Source organism: Roseibium sp. AWQ4_290 (assembly GCF_056160985.1).
In genome coordinates this window covers 67,218-86,162 of sequence record NZ_JBSWYG010000010.1, presented here as the reverse complement: position 1 = coordinate 86,162, position 18,945 = coordinate 67,218, and the positions used below count along the sequence as shown (strand labels likewise).

Here is an 18,945-nt window from a genome sequence, read left to right as displayed (position 1 = left end):
TAATTCTCATTTCCGATCCGCCACAAAGAGCTTCCATATCTGCGAACGGGGGAGAGTGAGGGCGCGGCTTAACCGTCCTTCTCTTCAGGCCAATCCGTTTGGCCAGCTCAGTAGGAACAATGAGGATCTGGAGTATCTTTGATGAAACGTCTTGCACTTGCAGGCCTGGCGGCAACTGCCGCGACAGTTGGAACGGAGTCGGTGTGGGCGGCGGATCTTCCACAGGCGCCGGCCCCGGCTCCCGCATATGAGGCGGTTCCGGCTGCTCAACAGAGCATTGACTGGACCGGCCTTTATGTTGGTGGCAATCTCGGCTGGGCCTTCGGCAAATTCGACAACCGCACAGCCGGTGCGTCTCTGGACACGGATGCAAATGGTGTCTCCGGTGGTCTCTACACGGGCTATAATTTCCAGGTCACTCCGAATGTGGTTCTGGGTGCGGAAGCCGACTTTACGCTCACCGATCTGGAAGAAACCAAATCCGGAGGCGGTGTGACGCTGCAGTCCAAGTCGGACTGGAACTCAAATATCCGCGCCCGTGTCGGTTACAACTTCAACCGTTACCTGGTCTATGGTGCCGGTGGTCTGGCGCTTGCGGATCTGGAAGTGTCCGGCAATGGCGACAAGGACAGCAAGACAGCCGTTGGCTGGACACTGGGGGTCGGCGGCGAAGCTGCGGTCACGAACAATGTCACAGCCCGTCTGGACTATGCCTATCAGGATTTCGGCGATCAGGACTTCAATCTGAATGGAACGGGCGTCACGTCCGACTTCAGCAACCAGCAAGTCCGCTTTGGTGTCGGCTACAAATTCTGATCAGCGCCCCATCTGATCTCAAAAAGACCGGCCCCCTCTGGGGCCGGTTTTTTGTTACAACTGCTTACAACCTTTTCTGATAATTGCTCCAGTTCCATGATAAATCATTGCTCTGGTGCTAGATCAGCCGGTGCTCAGGCCGCCGCAGGCGGTTCTTGACCGAAGGAGCAGCGTCACGGCATCCGGCATCTTGGTGCGTTCACATGAGCGCCCGGTGCCCTAGATGACCTGTCAGCCCGTCCGGGGTCGGCCGGGGTATGGTTGAGTGGGAGAGGTGTATGCGGTTTTTGATGCGCGGACTGGCCGGTCTGGCATTGATGGCGGTGATGATCGGCTTTGCCGGTTTTGGCGCCTATCGGTTCTATGACGCGCTCACTGCGGAAGAAACCGTACGCCAGCGCCCCGCGCGCGAACGCAGCTACACCGTCAATGTGGCCGAGCTGACCCCTGTGTCCATTGCTCCCGTCACCACAGCCTATGGCCAGGTGGAAAGCTGGCGGACCTTGCAGCTGCGTGCCAGTTCCGAAGGGCGCCTTGTGGATGTGGCAGCCAAGTTCCGGGACGGGGCGGCGGTGGCTGAAGGGGAATTGCTGCTGCGCATTGACCCGGCCAATGCGGAGTTCCAGGTGCTTGACGCCGAAGCGGCGCTTTCGGATGCCGAAGCGCAAAAGGCGGAAGCCGAAGAAGCCATTGGTGTGGCTGAACAGGAACTTGAGGCGGCCCGGCGCCAGCTTGGCCTGCGGCGACAGGCCCTCGACCGGCAGCAGCAGTTGCGCGACAAAGGGTATTCGACCGCCGTTCAGGTGGAAACCGAAGAACTGGCGGTGGCCTCCCTGGAGCAGGCCTTGAACAACCGGCTGCAATCGGTCATTTCCGCGCGCAAACGCATTGAGCGTATGGATTTGAGTGTCCGGCGGGCAAGGCTCGCCCTGGATGATTCCCGCCGGGTGCTGGACGAGACCACGCTGACAGCGCCGTTTTACGGCTATCTCTCGGAGGTGAATGCGACCCTGGGACGGCGTGTGAGCCCCTCCGAAACCCTAGCGCTGCTGATTGATCCGTCCGCGCTGGAAGTGAAATTCTCTTTGTCCACGTCGGAGTTCTCACGGCTTCTGGATGCAAACGGGGCTTTGATCAAGGCGCCGGTGACCGTGACCCTCCAATTGGGCAACCGGTCCGTGGACGTATCCGGTCAGGTCGACCGGGCTGCGGCCATCGTAACGGATGGGGAAGCGGGACGGACTCTTTTTGCGGCACTGGATCTGCAAACCGGAACGGTTCTGCGCCCGGGCGACTTTGTGAAAGTGGCGGTTGAAGAACCGGAATTGTCCGGGGTTGCCATTGTCCCGGCGGCGGCGGTCACCGAGGACGGGCGGCTGCTGATCATTGGGGAAGGGGAGCGGATTGAGGAAATCCGCGCCACGGTTCTGCGCCGCACCGGCAATGATGTGGTGCTGGCGGATGTGCCCTTTGGCTCGGATTATGTGCGCGAGCGCCTTCCCCAGCTTGGCAAGGGGCTGAAGGTGACGCCGCGCCGCAGCGGCCAGTCCCAAAATCCGGCCGGTTCTTCCAAGAGTGCCGAAGCCACAGGGCGACAGCCCGGCATAGACAGGCCTGAAGGCAAACGGACCGCTGAACAAGAGGCCGGGGATCAGGAGACTGGAGAGCTGGTGACACTGGACCCGCAGCGGCGGGCGGCGCTCATCGCGCAGCTGAACCAGTCAGCCCTGCCGGAGGCCCGCAAGGCACGCCTGCTGGCACTGTTGAGTGCGCCGCGCGTGCCGAAGGAGCTGGTTGAGCGGCTGGAACAGCGGTCCGGCAGCAAGGGCTGAGCGGGGCCAGCCCGTGCCCGCACTGCCCGGCAGTTGGGCCGGTTGCGGGAGCTTGCAAGAGGAGTGAAGTGGAATGCGTTCGCCCGGCGGGCCGCGATTTGCCTCTTTTCTGGATTACATGGTGCGGCACCGGACGGCCGCGAATCTGCTGCTTGTGCTCATGCTGCTGGCGGGTGCCGCTGCAGGCACGCAGATCAGAACACAGTTCTTTCCGGATTTTGTGCGCGAAGAGGTGGATGTCAAAGTCTCCTGGCCGGGGGCGGGACCGGAGGATCTGGACCGCTCGGTGGTGGAAATCCTCGGGCCGCAGATGCTGGCGATCAATGGTGTGGATGAGGCCACGTCCGTTTCCCGGGAGGGCAGCGCCACCATCAATCTGGAATTTGAGGACGGCTGGGACATGGGCCAGGCCACCGACGAGGTGAAAGCCGCCGTCGATCAGGCCCGCTCAAGCCTGCCGGACGGTATTGAGGAGCCGGTGGTCAGCCGCAGTGTCTACCGGGACAGGGTAACGGATATCGTCCTTTTTGGTCCAGTTGATATCGATCAGCTGGCCCGGTTTGCCGAGGACTTGCAGACGATCCTGTTCCGGGAGGGGGTGACGCGGGTCTCGATCCGGGGCCTGTCCAATCCGATCATCCGCGTCAATGTGGGCGAGACCATGCTGGTGAAGCATGATCTGACCTTGCGCGAGATTGCCGATGTGGTGTCGGCGGAAATGGAAACGACCCCGGCCGGGGATGTAAGCGGCAGCGGAGCCCGGCTGCGCACGGGCCAGACCCGCAGAAGCGAACAGGAACTTGGCGCGATTGTGCTGAAAGCGCCGAGCCAGGGGGAAAAACTGCAGCTGCGCTCCGTGGCCGATATTGTGACTGAAGGTGTGGAAAGCGGCCGGGCCTATTCTCACAAGGGCATGCCTGCAGTGCTCTTGCGGGTGGACCGCAGCGCGCAAGGGGATACGATTTCGATCCAGCGCGAGGTTGAGCGGCTGACGGCGGCGTTTCAAAAGACCCTTCCCGACGGTGTGGTGGTGAAACTGACCAGAACACGGTCGCAGAACATCATAGACCGGATGAACATCCTGATCGAGAACGGCCTGTTCGGCCTCGGTCTTGTGCTGGCCTTCCTGTTCCTGTTCCTGTCCTCGCGCACGGCCTTCTGGGTGGCGGCGGGCATCCCGGTGGCCATGGCCGCAACCATCGGCCTCATGTATGCATTCGGGCTGACCCTCAACATGGTTTCGGTCTTTGCCCTGATCATCTGTCTCGGGATCGTGGTGGATGATGCCATCGTTGTGGGCGAGCACGCGGATTTCCTGCACCGGCGCGGCTATCCGCCAGCCGAGGCGGCCAGTCTGGCGGCGCGCCGGATGACCGCCCCGGTCTTCAGCGCCTCGATCACCACACTGATCGCCTTTGTCGGACTGACGGCCATTGGCGGCCGCTTCGGCACACTGATCGCCGATATTCCCTTTACCGTGGCCGTGGTGCTGATCGCGAGCCTGGTGGAATCTTTCCTGATCCTGCCGGCCCATATGAACCATGCCCTTTCAGCAAGCCGGAAACCGCGCTGGTACGATCTGCCGAACCGGTTGTTCAACCGGGGTTTTGTCCGGTTCCGGGAAACCGTGTTCCGCCGTTTCATCAACTGGATTCTGACCGTGAGATACCCGGTTCTGGGTTTTGGGGTCATGGTTCTGTTGTTGTCCCTGTCGCTTTTCGCCGATGGGAGCGTGCGCTGGCGGTTCTTCAATGCGCCGGAACGCTCGGTCGTATCGGCAAGCATTGCCATGATGCCGGGCGCGCAGCGCGGCGACACCAAGGCGATGATCGCAGAGCTGGAGCGGGCCCTGGATGTGGTCAATCAGCGCTATGAAAAGGCCTATGGCACGGCGCCGGTATCCTTTGCCCTGTCGACGGTCGGCGGCACGGCGGGCCGGGGGCTGGCCGGAGCGGACACCAAGGATGTCGACCAGCTCGGCGGTATTTCCATCGAACTCATCGACCCGGATCTCAGGCCCTATTCGGCGTTCAAATTCATCGGTGACTGGCGCAAGGAAGTCCGCCGCCCGCCGCTTCTGGAAACGCTGGCGGTGCGGGGTGAGCGCTCCGGCCCGGGCGGAGACGCGATTGATGTGCGGCTCTACGGCACGTCGACGGAGAACCTGAAAGCGGCTGCGGAAAGTCTGAAACAGGCGCTGGCACCGCTGGAAGGGGTGAGCGCGCTGGAGGATACACTTGCCTATGACAAGCCAGAGTTGAACCTGACCCTGACCCCGCGCGGCGAGGCGCTCGGCTTCACGACCGATGATGTCGCCCGGATCCTGCGCAACCGGCTGGAAGGCATTGAGGTGGCCGAGTTCCCGGTCGGCCGGAGAACGGCAAAGGTCAAGGTGCTGATGCCGGATGAAGAAACGGACGCCGCTTTTCTGACCACGACCCGGATCCGCACCAAGGATGGGGCCTACGTTTCTTTGAGCGAGATCGTCAAGGTGGACAGCAGCTACGGCTTTGCCTCCGTGCGGCGCAGTGACGGCCTGCGGACGCTCCAGGTGAGCGGCGATGTCTCGGAGGACGACCCGGAAGCCGCCGCCCGGGTAACGGCGCTTCTGGAAAACGAGCTGTTGCCGCAGCTTGCGGCCGAGTTTGACGTGGAAAGCGAATTGAGCGGGCTGGCGGAACAGGAGCGGTCGTTCCTGTCAGATGCGACGCTCGGGTTTGCGCTTTGTCTCGCCGGCATTTACCTGACCTTGTGCTGGATCTTTGAATCCTGGACCCGGCCCCTGATGATCATGCTCATCATCCCGTTCGGTTCGATCGGCATGTTGTGGGGGCATTATCTGCACGGCGTGCCGCTGTCCATGTTCTCCGTGGTTGGCTTTATCGGCATGGCGGGCATCATCATCAATGACAGCATCGTTCTGGTCACGACCATCGATGAATACGCCCGCAAACAACCGTTCCGGCAAGCGCTGGTCAACGGCGTGTGCGACCGGTTGCGGGCGGTGGTCCTGACAACGGCGACGACTGTGTTCGGCCTGGCGCCGCTTCTGTTTGAAACCAGCCGCCAGGCCCAGTTTTTGAAACCTACCGTGATCACCCTGTCCTATGGGCTCGGGGTGGGCCTGTTTCTGGTGATCCTGCTGGTACCTGCGCTTTTGGCTGTCCAGAGGGATGTCGGGCAGGCAGTGTCCAGCGGGCGGCGCTTGTTGAAGGCGCGGGGGCGCGCCTCCTTGCCGGGAGGTGGCTCCTGACGGCCTATTTCAGCTCCATAACGGGCGCGGTGTCCGAAACCGGAGCCGGCTCCTGTCTGGAAGCCGCGTAGGCCGGGACGGCCTTTTCAAAGACCTCCAGCCACGCCACAAGCTTCGGGTGGCTGGTCCGCCAGCTGCCTTCAAAACGCAGGTCCAGATAGCCAAGAGCGCAGGCAAGGCTGATCGCCGCCGCGTCGATGTCTGCGGCGGCTGCCGGAAGATTGGCTTCAAAATGGTCAAGGCCCCGTTTGACCTTTTCGGCCTGATAGCTGTCCCAGCCCGGGTGCCGGTAGGATGGCTCCCGAAAGCGTTTTTCATAAACGCGCAGGAGGGCCGCATCCATGATGCCATCGGCCAGCGCTTGGTCCCTCAGAACCGGAAACCGGGCTTCCCCAGCCGGGAAAATCTTGCTGCCACCGGCCAGAAAATCCAGGTAGCTCAGAATCACGGCGCTGTCATAAAGCACCTCGGCGTTTTCCAGGACCAGGGCCGGAATTTTCCCGAGCGGGTTCTGGGAGCGGATGCTGTCTGATGGATCGGTGGTGTCTGTGTCCTGAATGTCGATCCGGTCTTTCAGCCCAAGAATGGAAGCGGCGAGCTTCACCTTCCGACCGAAAGGTGAGGCGAGGGATGAGCGAAGAGTGAGCATGGACTTTCCTCCTATTTGTATCGTTTCGCGAAGCAGTGTGTTCTTAAAGGCTGCGTCTGGCGGCAGATGGTGAAGCGGATCTTTCAGGGCCGGTTTGCAAGGCCCCTGACTGGATGGCGGGTGGGAATGAGCGCGTGCCGCGTTGATCCGGTTTCAAATCGTTTTGTCACTTGCGTTTGAGATCTTTGTCGTCAGGCAGCCAAAGTCAAATCCGCTCAATTGTAATTTGCCCTAGAACGGCGGGGGAACGGAGAGGCTGGTGGCGCGGCAGCCGGACCGGTCCACGGTTTTGCAGGACCGGAAGCCGAGGTCCTTGGTCAGGCAGATCCGGACTTCGTCCAGCTCGCCCTTTGAGCAGGTGACAGCCATGGCCGCGTTTGTCAGGCCCGGATTGGCAAGTCGGAAGGCTTTTTCCACCGTCTCGGGCGCGGCCTTGGCCCGTTTGGTGAGCGAGGTGAAGGCACCGGGGATTCTGATCTTGTCAAAGGCCTTCCGGGTCAGGTCGAAATAGGCCTGCGGGCTGAGCCCCGAGCAGGTGCCGTGTTTGCGCCATTGGTGAAACACCAGGCCGTGGCTGGGCATGATGTCTTCCATGCCAATCGCAATCTGTTTGCCGATCCGCTGAGGGCCACGGCAGCTGTCCGGATAGCCCTTTTCATATTGCGGCCAAAGACCATGGACCACGAACCGATGGGGTGCGCTCACATCACATTGATGCGGGTTGGCATGTTGTCCTTCCTGCTTGCAATAGGTTGGGGACCAGGACAGGGAGAGGACATAGAAGTCGAAGTCGCCGGGCTCTGCTGCGGCGGTCAGGCCCGGACACGCCAGCCCCGCAAAAAGGACCATGGCGGCCCGGATGGCTCCGGGCTGGATATTTCTTGCAAAACGCCGCAGCCCCCTCATACCAGTCTGCCGGCGGGAGACCGCCATGGTGCCCTGGCCTTAATGTGGACGGGTGGTGCTGCAATCGCCGCCATAGACATGCCATTTGTCGAGCGGCGACAGGCAGGCTTCCACGCGCCAGCTGACACCGGCAAATCCGGCATTTTCTTCCAGCATGTAGTGCACCTGCTGCAAGCTGCCATCTGAGAGGCTGGCCTTGCCGTTGCAGTAGCGGCGGGCAATCGGGCTCACGCCGTTGGCCTGATAGGCAACTTCCTGAATATTGTCGATTCCGACAATCCGGATACCATCATTGTAGGACTTCTGGGCGCGGGAAACGGTCCCGGTCACGGCCCCGGTCACGGAAGAGGCGGTGCAATCAGGCAGGCGTTTTTTGCCGCTGAACGAAAAATACGGCTTGAATTCTTCCGACGCAGCCGGAGTGGCAAGAACTGCCGCAACGGCGAATGCGGACAGGGTCAGGCGGGCAAAACGGGCAATCAGCACGGTATGGTCTCCGAGAGGCAAACTTTGGGACAGACGATGGGGGAGCGAGGCCGGAAGGTCAAGAACTCTCTCCGTCAAAAATGACTATGGCGGGCAGTTATTCCTCAATCACCTGCGTCACCGCCCATCCGGAACCAGGGCCCTGGTGCAACACGGCGCTGAACCAAGGAAGCAGGCAGCGCATCTCCGCCGCGAGCGTGTAGGGAGGATTGATCAAGGTCATGCCAGAACCGAACATTTTTGTATCGGGGCCGCTTTTGCCGGCACGCAGTTCCAAAGACAGAAGATCGCGCAGGCCTGCCTCCTTGAAAGCGCCATGCATGCGCGTGACGGCTTTCATGTCCTTAAGGGGATACCAAAGCGCATAGGTGCCGCTGGGCCATTTCTTCCAGCCGGTCAGAACGGCAGCAGTCATGCGCTCAAAATCGTCCAGTGCCTCAAAGGCCGGATCGATCAGGACAAGGCCGCGCTTTTCCTTGGGGGGCAGAAAACTGCCCAGAGCCAGCCAGCCGTCCAGGTGAATGGTCTTGACCTGATGGTCACCGGCAAACAGATCCGAGAGCGTCCTGACGTCCTCCGGATGCAGTTCGGTCAATGTCAGGCGGTCATTCGGGCGCAGGAGCTTGCGGGCCAGCCAGGGCGACCCCGGATAGACGGACAGCTTCCCGTCCGGGTTGAGATCCCGCAAAACAGAGAGCCAGGGCGAGAGCAGCCCGGCCACCTCGTCCGGCATTGCCGCGTCCAGGATCTTGGCGATGCCATTCTGCCATTCGCCGGTCTTCAGGGCAGCTTCGGAGGTCAGGTCGTAGCGGCCGATTCCCGCATGGGTGTCCAGAAGGCGGAATGCCTTGTTCTTCTTCTGGAAATAGACGATCAGCCGGGAGAGGACCGCGTGTTTGAGCACGTCTCCGATATTGCCGACATGATAGGCGTGCCTGTAGTTCATGAGGCGGCGGCAGGTTCGGCGGCGCGTTGCAGGTAGACGACGGCCTTGTCGCCATTGTCGGCCCGTCCGATCTCTTCAAAGCCCAGGCGCTTGTGAAAGCGCAGAGAGCCCGGATTGGCCGGGCGTTCATTCACTTCGCACAGGAAGCTGCGGTCCGATCCTGCAAAGTGGCGGAAGAGAGCCGCATAAAGGGCCTCACCGACTTTCAGCCCGCGCTGCGTTTCGCTGACAAAGATCCGGTCAGTATAGGCGAAATGCGGGACGCGCGCGCTCAGCCAAGCATAGTTGGGGCTGTCATAGTCGGCGCCCTCGCCAAGGCACAGCAGCAACCCGGCGGGAGACCCGTTAACCTCGGCCACAAGGGCGATCAGCGCCTGGTTGATCAGGTCCAGCATGGTTTCGGCGCTCAAGCCGCTCACGGCGGGAACAGCTGCATTGTTTAAATGCACAAGGTCTCCGAGATCGCCGGGTTCAAAGGGGCGGATATGGACGGAGGCAGAGGACATGGCAGGCACCTGATTGGAAGGAAGGCCCACCTTATAGTTAGAGGAACCGCGCTTGAAAAGGGAGGGAAACACAAGCGGGCTTCAGGAGGGGCCCGGGCGCGGCCACGCCGCGTCCGGATTGTAATCTTGCCGGTCCGGCACGGGCCGGTCTCTTCCGCAAGGGATCAATCGTCTTCGGGGGCCGGAGCGCTGTCTTCGGCAGGGGCGCTGCCGTCATCCTCGATCACCTGCAGGTTGACCGCCTTGGGACCTTTGCCCCGGCGGTCCGGTTCGGTCTCGAACGAGATCCGCTGGCCACTGTCGAGAGAGGCCATGCCGGAGCGTTCCACCGCAGAGATATGCACAAACACATCCGCATCTCCCTCATCCGGGGTGATGAAGCCGAAGCCCTTGTCCGTCTTGAAGAATTTCACGGTGCCGTTCTGGCGCGGGCCGCGTTCCACAGGCGGGCCGTCGCGGCGCGGCCGACTCTGCCGGAACCCGTCGCCATCTCCGCCGCCGCCGCCGCCATAACCGCCGTCCCGGCCACCGCCGCCGCCATAACCGCCGTCCCGTCCGCCGCCGCCATAGCCACCACGGCCGCCGCCGCCGCCATAACCGCCGTCCCGGCCGCCGCCGCCATAGCCGCCACGGCCACCGCCGCCGCCATACCCGCCGTCCCGGCCGCCACCGCCGCCATAGCCGCCGCGTCCACCATCCCGGCCGCCGCCGTCGCGGTCACCATAGCCGCCGCGTCCGCCGCCGCCATAGCCGCCACGTCCGCCATCTCTGTCGTCGCGGCCGTAGCCACCACCAAAATCGTTGTCGCGTCCGCCCCGGTAGCCACCATCACGGCCACCGCCAAAATCACCACCGAAATCGCTTCCGCCAAAGTCACTGCCGAAGTCTTGCGGACCGCCAAACTCGCGCTTGCCGCCGCGCCGACCACGCGACCTCCGGTCCGAATCGCCATCGTGCATTACTGAATCACCCTAAATTTCTGTGCCCCTCCGGCACATCTCCGCCAATCTCACCCGTCTTAACAGCCGAGCTCTTCCAGCCAGGCGCACCCTGTACGCCTGCTCAACATTCTGGGGCCGGGTTGAAACAGAATTGCCGCATCCCGCACCAGCCGCTGCGGCTCTATCATAAGGGCGGGATGCACAAAATCGCAAGAAATTCCTTGGGCGGCGGCCTAATCGACGGCGTTTTTTAAAGGCCAGGTGTTTGACCAATTGGACAAGTCAGGTTCCGTAGCGTCGCAGGTCTTGCGTGTGGCCTCTTCCAGAAGCACCAGACCGTTGCCATTCCAGATCCAGCGGTTCCACAGCCCGCACTCGCCGACACCAGAGCCCTTGAAGTAGCTGACCAGATGCTGGTCGGCTGGATACCATCTGGCGTTGTAGATCAGGTCTGAGGCGATGGGCCCCTTGTCGGACATGCGGGCCACATGGATCTGACGGGCAGCTCCATCCTGTCCGGACAGGATGGCGACGTAAGGGCTGTTATAGGCGGTTGGGGCCCCGCAGGGGATGATATAGAGCGACGCGTTGTCGGCCACGGGGACCCGGACCGCATTCAGACTGGCGAAAATGGCCGGGTCGATTTCCGAGCACAGCCGGTTGGCGGACCAGATGGCGGCGACTTCCGGCGGCAGCTGGTCGGAACTCACGATGGGCAGGGCATGGGGCGCATCTTTGGCAGGGTCCGTGCCGGGGGAGATGATGGCGGCCACCGTGCCGGCGCGCTCTTGCCGGTTGTCGAGCCAGCGCAGGCTTGCGGTCAGGCCGAGCAGCGGAATGGGAACGGCAATCGGCTTCGACCCGCCGACGGCCGGCAGGGTGATGGTCAGAACATTGCCTTCCTGCATGGCTTTCAGCAAGGTGGCGGAGGCCGGACCGGAGGGGTACCAGAAGCCTTCCCCGCCGAGTGGACGGAATCCGGCCGGGGCCGTAACGCCGGGCTGCATCTCGCGCAGCTGCTCGATTGGCAATTCTTCCACCGGTGTGCCGTCCACATCAAAGCGCAGCGTGCCGTCCTGCGGCAATTCGGTGTTGGTGGTCAGGCGGATCAGCGGCTGGGCTTCGGCCTGCCAGTCGCGCACGATCCTGACATCGACCCAGACAGACTGGCTGCGGGTGAAGGAGGAGGTGTAACAGGCGCCGGTGTTGACGCAGTCAACGCTCCAGTCCCGGAACACCGGAGAACTGCGGCCCGGTTGCGCCTGGGCCGTGCTCATCTGCAACAGCGCTGCGGCAGCGATACTCAGAAAGGAAAGCAGTTTTAGCTTCATTATCTCCGGTGACCCGATTTCGAGTGCCATCTTCTCAGAGGCGTACACTTCTTGTACGAAAAGCAGGCGGCAAGGTGAAGCCGCTAAGATACAGAAACACGATACCGACCCTTTTTTGTGCCGAAATTGTTATCAAAATAGGTGTGTTGGTGTGGAAGGAGAGGATTGTGACTGAAGAAACCACACAATCTGGCAGGGAAGACTTGCCGCCCGTTCAAGTGATGGTCGTTGTCGTCACGCCTTTCCAGCAAAACTGTTCCCTGATCTGGGACCCGAAGACCCTGCGCGGGGCTGTGGTTGATCCGGGCGGCGACATTGAGCGCATTCAGGACGCCATCCAAAAACACGGTGTGACGGTTGAAAAGATCGTGCTGACCCATGGCCATTTGGACCATGTGGGCGGGGCGGCTGATCTGGCGGCCGCGCTGAAGGTTCCCGTGGAAGGCCCCCATGAGGCGGACAAGCCCCTGATTGAACGGGTGGCGGATCAGGCGGCTCAGTTTGGCGTTGCCAATGTGAAGCCGGTGAGCCCGGACTGCTGGATGGCGGACGGGGACGTGCTGGACATCGCCGGGCACAGTTTCGACGTTCTGCATTGTCCGGGCCATTCTCCGGGGCATCTGGTGTACTTCTCCAAGGAGCTGCGCTTTGCGATTTCGGGGGATGTGCTGTTTGCCGGATCGATCGGGCGTACCGACTTGCCCGGTGGCGATCATGAAACCTTGATCCGCTCCATCAAGGAGAAACTTCTTCCGCTGGGAGATGATGTGTCCTTCCTGCCGGGCCATGGCCAGGCGTCCAGCCTTGGTCACGAGCGGGAGACAAACCCGTTTCTGACCTGAGGATATGATGGTGTGCGGGATGGCGGTTCTGCGAGGCGCGCCCTTTGCTCAGAGCAGGGCGCGCAGCTGATCGATCCGGTCGTTGACCAGCCAGCCATAGTAGTTCTCCCGGGGCCAGGCTCTGCCGGTGCGGCGGAACTTGGCAGCGCGGCTCCAGGGATTGCCCAGATTGTAAAGCGTTGCCGTCAGTCCCGGGTTCCTGGAAATATCCACCTTGCCGACGGACTTGTAGGCGGCAATAGCGTCCTGAATGATCGCAGCCATGTAGTGCAGTGAAATATTCGGGTCCATTGTGGCCTTGTAGACCGCCTCGGCGTTGGCTGCACTCAGTTTGCGGTTCCGGCTCTGGCGTGCGACCCGGTCCGTCATCTTGAGGACGGTGAGCGGGCTCAACTGGCCGAGCCCAAAGCTCTGGCCCGCATAGAGCGGCTGGAAAAAGGCCTCGTTGAAGTTCTTTTTCGGATAGCGGACACCGTCAACACGCCGGCCTCGGAACTTGCTGTTCCAGACGTTTTCATAGCAGGTCCAGCGCCGGTCGCTGCTTTTCTGGATATGGTCCTTGCGGCAGCTGTCGAATTGTGGCCGTTGAACGAATGCGTCCACATGCTCGCCGTTAAGTTCGAACTGAATGTTGATCCCGGCATAGGCGAGCGCCTTTACATAATAGGATTGGGCGCTGTCCAGCGTGTCGTAATTATAGGTGTGTTCGCCCACAATTGCGCCGACGATATGGATCGGATCAATGCTGTATTGGGCGGCTACCCGTTTGATGGAGCCCATCAGCCGCCGGTCCCGTTTCAGGACGGCCAGAACCTTGTTGAACTTTGCATCATAAGTCGATTTGGACGAGGACGTGCGGCGGGCCGAGGCATAGGGAATTTTCGGCTGGGACTTGTAGCGGTTGCCTTCCGGAACCACGCGGATTTTCTGGGCAAATGCCGGCTGGGTCACGCCAAGGTCCAGCCCGGCGGGAGCCAGTATCAGCCCCAAAAGAAGACAGACGGACATCAAAATCGGCAAAAGTCTCACGGGGGCGCTTTCCTGCACATACTATTTGGTCATCGCCTGGCATTATCGTTTGGCGGGAAGCCGGGCGGTGCCCTTCATGCCCGCCAATCTAGGCGATTTTAGATAGTCCACTGAACACAACAGTAAATAACACATGAATTGATAAGACCTTGTAAAAGCACCGTCGCAATCAAGATGCAACTGCTTCTGTTCCTTACGGCAGTCTCCATCAACAAGGAAGTGACCTGTGTCACAGGATGGCTGTGTCCCGACACTCAAGCCGGGTTCACATTTTCTTGTTTGAGGTCTTGTTCATAACGTTTGCCGGGCCCATCGAGGCTCTGACTGCTGCCGGAACGCCCATATGGTCATTGAACTCCCGGTGGCGGCGCAGACCGCACAGCTCCCGCTGGATCGTCACGTTCCACAGGGCCTCACCGGCCTGGGCGAGACGATCCCGGCGCAGGTCCGGCGGGCTGTCCGGATCGTCTTCGGCTGCGCGCAGCTGCTCCAGCGCTTGTTCCAGCCTTTTGGTCAGCCGGTTCAGGGTGCTGGCCTTTTCGCTGAAAATCTCCTGTTCTAGGGCGGCAGCCAGAGGGTCCTTGTCCTCTGGTCTGGTGAATTGGGGTGGTCTTACGCTCATAGGACGGATCTTGCGCTCATGGGTCTGGTCAAAATCTGGTCTGGCGCAGCGATTGAAAGCGTCCGCCCGTCATCTGTCAATCATCGGTGCGGACTTTTGGAGCTCAAGGCTGTGCCCAAAGTGCAAAAGGCCGATCAGGGCAATCAGTTTGAACAGGCAGGGCAGTCCCGCATAGCTGATGCTCAAGACAAGATTCAGCTGGGCTGTCATCGGGACCGCCGGATGGTAGCCGAACAGGCCGAGCAGCGGCAGGGCAAGACCGGTGGCGACGGCGAGGGCAGATTTGGACAGGAGCGCCATGACCGAAAACAGGCTGGATGCATCCTGCTGGCGGCCGTCGGCGTCAATATGGTCGGCCAGCATTGCCGGGGGCAGAGCGAGATCGGCCCCAAGGGCCAGGCCGGAGAGGACGCAGACAAGCCCGTAGGCGGCAAGATCCCCCTGCTGCAGCAAAGCGGCCCAGCAGAAAGTGGCAATGGCGGCGGCCAGCGACAGCTGCCAGGCACGGACCTTTCCAACGCGCTTTGCCAGAAAGGTCCAGATCGGCATGGAAAAGGCACCTGCCAGAAAGTAGATCAGCAGAAAGAGCCCGGTATAGGCTTCGGCACCCAGCCGGTCGCGGATGAAGAACAGCACCAGCACGGCGGGGATGGCGCTGGCAAAGGTGTTGAGGAACACCAGCGCGAAGAAACAGGCCCGCCACCGGTTGCGGAAGAGACCGCGCCAGGAAACCGGTTTGGCATTCTGGGCCGGTGTTTCGAGGGAGGCTGAGCGCATCCACCGGATCAGCAGCCACAATGAAAGCGCCAGCAGGGGCAGATAAGCGAGGGTGAGCCAGTGAAAGGCTGTAGCGGGGGCGGTGGCCCGGGCCAGCAGCGGCGGGGCGGCAGCGGCAACCAGAAGGCCGATCAGGCCCGCCGCTTCCCGTGCGGCCGTGATCCTCGTGCGGGACTCAGAAGTGGTTTTCCAGAGCCCGCCCAGGGCCTGAAAGTTGATCGATACAATGGAAAACCCGGTGGTGCAGATCAAGACGGAGACCGCGAACCACAAAACCGGGAGAGAGCCGGGCGGGTGAAACAGCATCCAGAACCCGACTCCAAGCAGTACAGCCCCAAGGACAAGGATGCCGCCGCGCTGGTGATGGAACTGGTCGCTGAGCCGCCCGATCAGTGGGTCCTGAACCGCATCCACGAGGCGCAGTGCAAGGAGAACCGCGCCAAGGGTGGTCAGCGGCACCTGCAGCATCACAGCATAAAAGTCAGGCGCATGCAGGTAGATCGGCAGCCCGGCAAAGGCGAGGGGAAAGGCCATGGCGCTGTAGGCTGCCAGGGACACGCCACCAATTTTGGCGTGTGACGCCGTTTCCACCTGCAGGTCCGGGGCATGTGCCCGCACCGTCTTTGCGGGCGCTGCTGTCACGAACCGGTCCCGACCAGCCGGGCCCGCAGGGCCGGATTGCGGGTGTTTGGTCCCAGCCAGATGGAAAAGAACCGTTTGCTGAAGGCCGGATCGCTGATCGTGCCGAGCTTGCGGCTGCCGAGATAAAACACCGTGCTGCCTTTGGGCCCGCGGACCCCGGTAATGGACTGGCCGGCACGCACATCTGGAAAGATCGTTCGCATCTTTTTGTCCCAGTCAGCAAGCTGGGCCTTGGATGCACCGCCCTGCCGCCTTATTTCCTTCAGCGAGCTTTGGGTGATGTCCTTGCCCTTGAAATTGCGCAGATAGGTGAGTTTCAGCGCGAACGGGCCGGAGGCGCGGTAGACGCCGTTGGGGGCATAAAGCTCTGCGTCAAACACCTTGAAGCCCAGATAGGTCATCCGTCCCTGACCAACGAGCTCAGCCGCGGGCACCACACGCGCGGCCGGTCCGAGGTCCGCGCTGGCAGGCAAGGGCGCCAGGCTGGCTGCGGTCAGCAAGCTCCAGAAAAAGGCAAGAAACGGCCAGTGTGTTTGGATCGGTCTGCTCTGCGGTCCCATGACGTGTCCCTCCGGCTGGGGCTGAGTGGAGCTTTCCAACCCTTACGCAAGCGCGGCGATGCCGGATCGCCTCACCGCCGTCTTTCTTGCCGGGAAGCGGTTTTGGGCGCGCCTGTCATCCGCCGATCTGGCACCGTCATGTTTTCTTCGATTTTGCGATGCATTATACTGCCCTTGACCCGGCGGACGGAGGAGAGACCAGCCATCACCGCCGGTGTGTTTAGACCTGGATGCGGGCATCACCCGGAAGAGGTGCGCCTGGGGACGTGCTGCTCTTTTGAGAAGGCAGCGGCCCGCCAACTGATTTCCGATGGACGCAAGAGACTGCGTGAGTGGGGTGTTTGAGGGTCCGGACCGTGCCGGATCCCGCAGGACACGGTGTTTTCAAAAAAATCCCGCGCAACCGGGCGGGCGGCGAGTTTGGACAAGTGCGATGGGCGACAGTGATCTGAAACCGAAACTGCAGCGAAAGACCAAGGTTCAGAAGCCGAAGCTCTATAAGGTCATTCTGGTGAATGATGATTATACGCCGCGGGAGTTCGTCGTTCTGATCCTGAAGGCGGAGTTCCGGCTGGATATGGCCCAGGCCGAAGTCGTGATGCTGACCGCGCACCAGAAAGGTGCCTGTGTCGTCTCCGTCTATCCCAAGGACGTCGCCGAGACCAAGGCCACCCGGGCGATTGATGCAGCAGGCCAGCTCGGCTACCCGCTGCAATTCACCGTCGAACCGGAATAGAGCCTCAGCAGGCATCTTGTGAGCCTTTGGCAGGCGGTCCCGTCCTCCGGCAACAGCCTCTCTCTTCCTTACCATTGCGGCTGCAGCGCAGCCGGGTGCCGGGAACCAGTTTGCGGCAGCGTGTGAGAGGCCGGGGCAGTCCGTGCGCACCGGGGCCTGCTTTTGCGGGATTGACAAGAGGATGAAGTGCCCGAAGAAGGCCGACGGGATCCGTCAGCCTCCGCAGATCCCGCTTCCAACAGCCAAACCACCGCAAAATGCGGGTGCAAGCCGTCTTTTTGTGACTTTCACACAGGAGCGCGGGCGCGGCCCTGGATCAGTCGTGCAGTTTGACGATCTTGTCGTCACCGCCGCGGGGGGCGTCGTCGTCCGGTCCGTTGTCATCGCTTTCCAGCACATCCGTGTCCACTTTGACCGGTGCCGGATCGCTTTTCAGTGGTTCGGTGATGCCAAGGTCTGCGGCCGGATCGTATGCGCCGGTCAGGCCGAGCTCTTCCGCCGGTCCACGGCCTTCCATGGCCATCTGGTAATTGGCGATCACCGCCTTCAGCTGCACGATCTGTTCGTTGGCCGTGTCCACCTGGATCTTGTAGCGCTGCAGGCGCTTGTTCTCTTCCACCAGATCTTCCAGATTGTCGGCGAATTTCTGGTTCTGGTTGCGCTGGTGGTTCAGGTCTGTCAGGGCCGAATTGTAGCGCAGGTTGACCTCCCTCAGCTTGGCGGTGGTCGCCATCAGCTCGTTGCGGTCCTTTTCGTGGTTCTTCTGGGCGCTGTCCAGAAGATGCTCGATCTCCTGCATGCGTTTGAGAAGATCGCGGCCACGCTCTTTTAGCGTGGAATTTTCGCGAGCCATTTCCTGCAGCGACTGGGCGCCGATGCGGCGCTGGGACGACAAGTTCTCGATTTCCGCATTCAGCGCATAGACTTCGTTGTCATGTTTGCGCTGTTCTTCCTCCAGCCGGGATTTGGCGTAGACCAGTTCCTGATTGGCCACGTCCAGATGGGATTTGAGATCGATATTGTCGTTTCGAAATTCAATCAGCTCGCGCTTGGCGGATTCCAGTTCGCTCGTCGCCTGGTTGTTCTTGCGGACCTCATCTTCCAGCAGCTTGGCGCTTTCGGACAGGTTCTGCTGGAGTTCCTTCTCCCGGTGCCGCAGGGCCTCAAGATCCTCGTTCAGGCTCTCGGCATGCTTTTCCAGGGTTTCATGCTTGGCGGTCAGATCGTTGGTCTTTCCGGTCAGTTCGGCAACCTGCGCGTTGGCTTCCACCAGTTTGGCACTTTGCAGCCGGTATTCATCATTGACCTTCTTGTTGTTGTCGCGGATCGACACGATGTCGTTACGCGCCGTCTCAAGAGCGGTCCGGGTTTCCGTGGAGCGCTTGCGCAGGGAATGGACTTCCGCCTGAGCGTCTTCCAGCTGGGTGGTGAGCGACTTGACCTTGTGTTCCGCGTCCAGGAGATCTGTGGAGATTTTGGCATTTTCGGATTTGAGCCGGACCTCGGTCTCCACGCTGTGGCGCGAGGTCTCGATATATTCGGCCATCATGCGGATGCTGGTCTGGCTTTCGGAGGCGAAAGCCGCCATTTGATCAAACATCTGGTTCAGTCCGCCAACCCGGGACTTCAGCCCGTCCAGATGGTTCATCTTTTCCTGCATTTTCAGCGCGAAAGGGGACAGCTTCTCCACATTTCCGCCCTGATCGGATGCCTGTATGTCCTCCAGGCCGCCGGCAGCCTCTTCGCCGGTCTCGATCCTTGGCTCCGCCTCTTCGCCGGGACGCGTGGATTTCGAGAAAATGCCCATGATCATCTCCTGATTGTCCCGCTGGCGCCGCACCGGCGGGATTACGCAACTTTAACCCTTTATTAACCCATTTTAGGGGGCTGATTCAACGACTCAGCAGGGCTGCCACCCAGAATATATCTGGATATGTGAGCCCAAAAAGCGAAATATCCACGGTTGAAAGCCACCTTTAAACCTATGGTTAACGAATTGGGCGCTGGCGGTTGCAGGGCCACTGGAATTTCTGACAAGACTTGCCGATACGGAAATATAAGCCGGGCGGGT

17 protein-coding genes are annotated in these 18,945 nt (G+C 61.2%); 5 read left to right on the top strand and 12 right to left on the bottom strand.

Annotation, left to right across the window (positions count from 1 at the left end; all coding sequences use genetic code 11):
• Positions 1 to 141: 141 nt before the first annotated feature.
• The 3 genes from ACXAH0_RS11835 to ACXAH0_RS11825 all read left to right on the top strand — a co-directional run bounded on the left by ACXAH0_RS11835 (position 142) and on the right by ACXAH0_RS11825 (position 5,901).
• Positions 142 to 816 carry an outer membrane protein gene (locus ACXAH0_RS11835; protein ID WP_475174786.1) on the top strand — a complete coding sequence of 225 codons (675 nt, stop codon included), beginning with the start codon at positions 142 to 144 and terminating at the stop codon, positions 814 to 816.
• Between the two features lie 278 nt (positions 817 to 1,094).
• Positions 1,095 to 2,648 carry an efflux RND transporter periplasmic adaptor subunit gene (locus ACXAH0_RS11830; RefSeq protein ID WP_475191449.1) on the top strand — a complete coding sequence of 518 codons (1,554 nt, stop codon included), beginning with the start codon at positions 1,095 to 1,097 and terminating at the stop codon, positions 2,646 to 2,648.
• A gap of 73 nt (positions 2,649 to 2,721) precedes the next feature.
• On the top strand, positions 2,722 to 5,901 hold the full coding sequence (locus tag ACXAH0_RS11825; protein WP_475191445.1) for an efflux RND transporter permease subunit: 3,180 nt from the start codon (positions 2,722 to 2,724) through the stop codon (positions 5,899 to 5,901).
• A 4-nt stretch (positions 5,902 to 5,905) separates the two neighbouring features.
• Here ACXAH0_RS11825 and ACXAH0_RS11820 read toward each other — a convergent pair whose 3' ends face one another.
• From ACXAH0_RS11820 to ACXAH0_RS11790, 7 genes are all read right to left on the bottom strand, one after another.
• On the bottom strand, positions 5,906 to 6,550 hold the full coding sequence (locus tag ACXAH0_RS11820; protein ID WP_475191443.1) for a glutathione S-transferase family protein: 645 nt from the start codon (positions 6,548 to 6,550) through the stop codon (positions 5,906 to 5,908).
• 231 nt (positions 6,551 to 6,781) lie between these two features.
• On the bottom strand, positions 6,782 to 7,399 hold the full coding sequence (locus ACXAH0_RS11815) for a ribonuclease T2 family protein (RefSeq protein WP_475191440.1): 618 nt from the start codon (positions 7,397 to 7,399) through the stop codon (positions 6,782 to 6,784).
• Positions 7,400 to 7,495: 96 nt separating this feature from the next.
• Complete coding sequence (locus tag ACXAH0_RS11810; RefSeq protein WP_475174775.1) at positions 7,496 to 7,942, bottom strand: cytoplasmic protein; 447 nt, start codon at positions 7,940 to 7,942, stop codon at positions 7,496 to 7,498.
• Between the two features lie 97 nt (positions 7,943 to 8,039).
• A complete protein-coding gene (locus ACXAH0_RS11805; RefSeq protein ID WP_475191436.1) occupies positions 8,040 to 8,888 on the bottom strand; it encodes a 23S rRNA (adenine(2030)-N(6))-methyltransferase RlmJ in 849 nt (282 codons plus the stop codon).
• Positions 8,885 to 9,394 carry a GNAT family N-acetyltransferase gene (locus ACXAH0_RS11800; protein ID WP_475191434.1) on the bottom strand — a complete coding sequence of 170 codons (510 nt, stop codon included), beginning with the start codon at positions 9,392 to 9,394 and terminating at the stop codon, positions 8,885 to 8,887. The genes ACXAH0_RS11805 and ACXAH0_RS11800 overlap by 4 nt, the downstream gene beginning before the upstream one ends.
• 164 nt (positions 9,395 to 9,558) lie before the next feature.
• Entirely contained in the window at positions 9,559 to 9,837 is a 279-nt protein-coding gene (locus tag ACXAH0_RS11795; RefSeq protein WP_475174997.1) for a cold-shock protein, read from the bottom strand.
• 731 nt (positions 9,838 to 10,568) lie between these two features.
• Positions 10,569 to 11,666 (bottom strand): DUF1176 domain-containing protein, encoded by a 1,098-nt coding sequence (locus ACXAH0_RS11790; protein ID WP_475191432.1) that lies wholly within the window; start codon positions 11,664 to 11,666, stop codon positions 10,569 to 10,571.
• A 221-nt stretch (positions 11,667 to 11,887) separates the two neighbouring features.
• Here ACXAH0_RS11790 and ACXAH0_RS11785 point away from each other — a divergent pair, with 221 nt between their 5' ends.
• Positions 11,888 to 12,508 (top strand): MBL fold metallo-hydrolase, encoded by a 621-nt coding sequence (locus ACXAH0_RS11785; RefSeq protein WP_475191570.1) that lies wholly within the window; start codon positions 11,888 to 11,890, stop codon positions 12,506 to 12,508.
• Positions 12,509 to 12,556: 48 nt separating this feature from the next.
• On the opposite strand, the gene ACXAH0_RS11780 is transcribed toward ACXAH0_RS11785, so the two are convergent.
• The 4 genes from ACXAH0_RS11780 to ACXAH0_RS11765 all read right to left on the bottom strand — a co-directional run bounded on the left by ACXAH0_RS11780 (position 12,557) and on the right by ACXAH0_RS11765 (position 16,138).
• Positions 12,557 to 13,516, bottom strand: a complete 960-nt coding sequence (locus ACXAH0_RS11780) for a DUF1402 family protein (protein ID WP_475174993.1) — start codon at positions 13,514 to 13,516, stop codon at positions 12,557 to 12,559.
• A gap of 286 nt (positions 13,517 to 13,802) precedes the next feature.
• Positions 13,803 to 14,159, bottom strand: coding sequence for a DUF6665 family protein (locus ACXAH0_RS11775; protein ID WP_475191430.1), 357 nt, complete (start codon positions 14,157 to 14,159; stop codon positions 13,803 to 13,805).
• A 69-nt stretch (positions 14,160 to 14,228) separates the two neighbouring features.
• Positions 14,229 to 15,578: an MFS transporter gene (locus ACXAH0_RS11770; RefSeq protein WP_475191427.1), complete on the bottom strand. Its 1,350-nt coding sequence runs from the start codon at positions 15,576 to 15,578 to the stop codon at positions 14,229 to 14,231.
• A complete protein-coding gene (locus tag ACXAH0_RS11765; protein ID WP_475191424.1) occupies positions 15,575 to 16,138 on the bottom strand; it encodes a chalcone isomerase family protein in 564 nt (187 codons plus the stop codon). Before ACXAH0_RS11765 ends, ACXAH0_RS11770 begins: the two co-directional genes overlap by 4 nt.
• Before the next feature lie 433 nt (positions 16,139 to 16,571).
• Between ACXAH0_RS11765 and clpS the strand changes: the two genes are divergently transcribed.
• Positions 16,572 to 16,874: an ATP-dependent Clp protease adapter ClpS gene (gene clpS / locus ACXAH0_RS11760; protein ID WP_475174762.1), complete on the top strand. Its 303-nt coding sequence runs from the start codon at positions 16,572 to 16,574 to the stop codon at positions 16,872 to 16,874.
• A gap of 316 nt (positions 16,875 to 17,190) precedes the next feature.
• Here clpS and ACXAH0_RS11755 read toward each other — a convergent pair whose 3' ends face one another.
• Positions 17,191 to 18,681: a hypothetical protein gene (locus ACXAH0_RS11755; RefSeq protein WP_475191422.1), complete on the bottom strand. Its 1,491-nt coding sequence runs from the start codon at positions 18,679 to 18,681 to the stop codon at positions 17,191 to 17,193.
• Positions 18,682 to 18,945: the final 264 nt, after the last annotated feature.

Bases quoted from the DNA above. Each gene is read 5' to 3' on its own strand.
- ACXAH0_RS11835 (WP_475174786.1), top strand. From the start codon at position 142: ATGAAACGTCTTGCACTTGCAGGCCTGGCGGCAACTGCCGCGACAGTT.
- ACXAH0_RS11830 (WP_475191449.1), top strand. From the start codon at position 1,095: ATGCGGTTTTTGATGCGCGGACTGGCCGGTCTGGCATTGATGGCGGTG.
- ACXAH0_RS11825 (WP_475191445.1), top strand. From the start codon at position 2,722: ATGCGTTCGCCCGGCGGGCCGCGATTTGCCTCTTTTCTGGATTACATG.
- ACXAH0_RS11820 (WP_475191443.1), bottom strand. From the start codon at position 6,550: ATGCTCACTCTTCGCTCATCCCTCGCCTCACCTTTCGGTCGGAAGGTG.
- ACXAH0_RS11815 (WP_475191440.1), bottom strand. From the start codon at position 7,399: ATGGTCCTTTTTGCGGGGCTGGCGTGTCCGGGCCTGACCGCCGCAGCA.
- ACXAH0_RS11805 (WP_475191436.1), bottom strand. From the start codon at position 8,888: ATGAACTACAGGCACGCCTATCATGTCGGCAATATCGGAGACGTGCTC.
- ACXAH0_RS11800 (WP_475191434.1), bottom strand. From the start codon at position 9,394: ATGTCCTCTGCCTCCGTCCATATCCGCCCCTTTGAACCCGGCGATCTC.
- ACXAH0_RS11790 (WP_475191432.1), bottom strand. From the start codon at position 11,666: ATGAAGCTAAAACTGCTTTCCTTTCTGAGTATCGCTGCCGCAGCGCTG.
- ACXAH0_RS11785 (WP_475191570.1), top strand. From the start codon at position 11,888: ATGGTCGTTGTCGTCACGCCTTTCCAGCAAAACTGTTCCCTGATCTGG.
- ACXAH0_RS11780 (WP_475174993.1), bottom strand. From the start codon at position 13,516: ATGTCCGTCTGTCTTCTTTTGGGGCTGATACTGGCTCCCGCCGGGCTG.
- ACXAH0_RS11775 (WP_475191430.1), bottom strand. From the start codon at position 14,159: ATGAGCGTAAGACCACCCCAATTCACCAGACCAGAGGACAAGGACCCT.
- ACXAH0_RS11765 (WP_475191424.1), bottom strand. From the start codon at position 16,138: ATGGGACCGCAGAGCAGACCGATCCAAACACACTGGCCGTTTCTTGCC.
- clpS (WP_475174762.1), top strand. From the start codon at position 16,572: ATGGGCGACAGTGATCTGAAACCGAAACTGCAGCGAAAGACCAAGGTT.
- ACXAH0_RS11755 (WP_475191422.1), bottom strand. From the start codon at position 18,681: ATGGGCATTTTCTCGAAATCCACGCGTCCCGGCGAAGAGGCGGAGCCA.